This window comes from Methylophaga lonarensis MPL (genome assembly GCF_000349205.1).
Classification (GTDB): domain Bacteria; phylum Pseudomonadota; class Gammaproteobacteria; order Nitrosococcales; family Methylophagaceae; genus Methylophaga; species Methylophaga lonarensis.
On sequence record NZ_APHR01000108.1, the window covers coordinates 1 to 1034 of the forward strand.

Consider the following 1034-nt stretch of genomic DNA (forward strand, 5'->3'; position numbering starts at 1 on the left):
TTCAAGGTGGTACGTTCAAGGATTACGCGGATATTGATAACGCACCAGAAGAAAGAGAGCGTGGCATTACCATTTCTACAGCACACGTAGAATACGAAACTGCCAACCGCCACTATGCCCACGTTGACTGCCCAGGCCATGCTGACTATGTCAAAAACATGATCACCGGTGCAGCACAAATGGACGGTGCAATTCTGGTAGTCAACGCAGCTGATGGCCCGATGCCACAAACCCGTGAGCACATACTGCTGTCACGTCAGGTAGGCGTTCCTTACATCGTCGTGTTCCTGAACAAAGCGGACATGGTTGACGATGCTGAACTGATTGAGCTGGTCGAAATGGAAGTACGTGAGTTGCTGGACAGCTATGACTTCCCAGGTGACGACACGCCAATCATCGTTGGTAGCGCACTGAAAGCCCTGGAAGGTGACACCAGCGAAATTGGTGTGCCATCTATCATGCGTCTGACCGAAGCGATGGACAGCTACTTCCCAGAACCAGAGCGTGCGATTGATGGCGCGTTCCTGATGCCGATTGAAGACGTATTCTCAATCTCAGGTCGTGGTACGGTTGTCACCGGTCGTGTAGAGCGTGGCATCGTGAAAGTTGGTGAAGAACTGGAAATCGTCGGTATCAAAGACACCCAGAAAACCACCTGTACCGGTGTAGAAATGTTCCGTAAGCTGCTGGACCAAGGTCAAGCTGGCGATAACGTGGGTGTACTGCTGCGTGGAACGAAGCGTGAAGAAGTAGACCGTGGTCAAGTACTGGCGCACCCAGGCACCATCAAGCCACACACCAAGTTTGAAGCGGAAGTGTACATTTTGTCGAAAGACGAAGGTGGTCGTCACACACCATTCTTCAATGGCTACCGTCCACAGTTTTACTTCCGTACAACTGACGTAACTGGTGCCTGTGACTTGCCATCAGGTGTAGAAATGGTCATGCCTGGTGACAACATCAAAATGGACGTAACCCTGATTGCACCGATTGCGATGGAAGAAGGTTTGCTGTTTCGCTATTCGTGAAGCTGA

Annotated in this window: 1 protein-coding gene; it reads left to right on the plus strand. The window is 51.0% G+C overall.

Going from position 1 to position 1034, the window contains the following annotated elements; all coding sequences use genetic code 11:
* The coding region (gene tuf / locus MPL1_RS13080; protein WP_009727612.1) for an elongation factor Tu at positions 1-1028 on the plus strand (1028 nt) is incomplete at its 5' end.
* Positions 1029-1034: the final 6 nt, after the last annotated feature.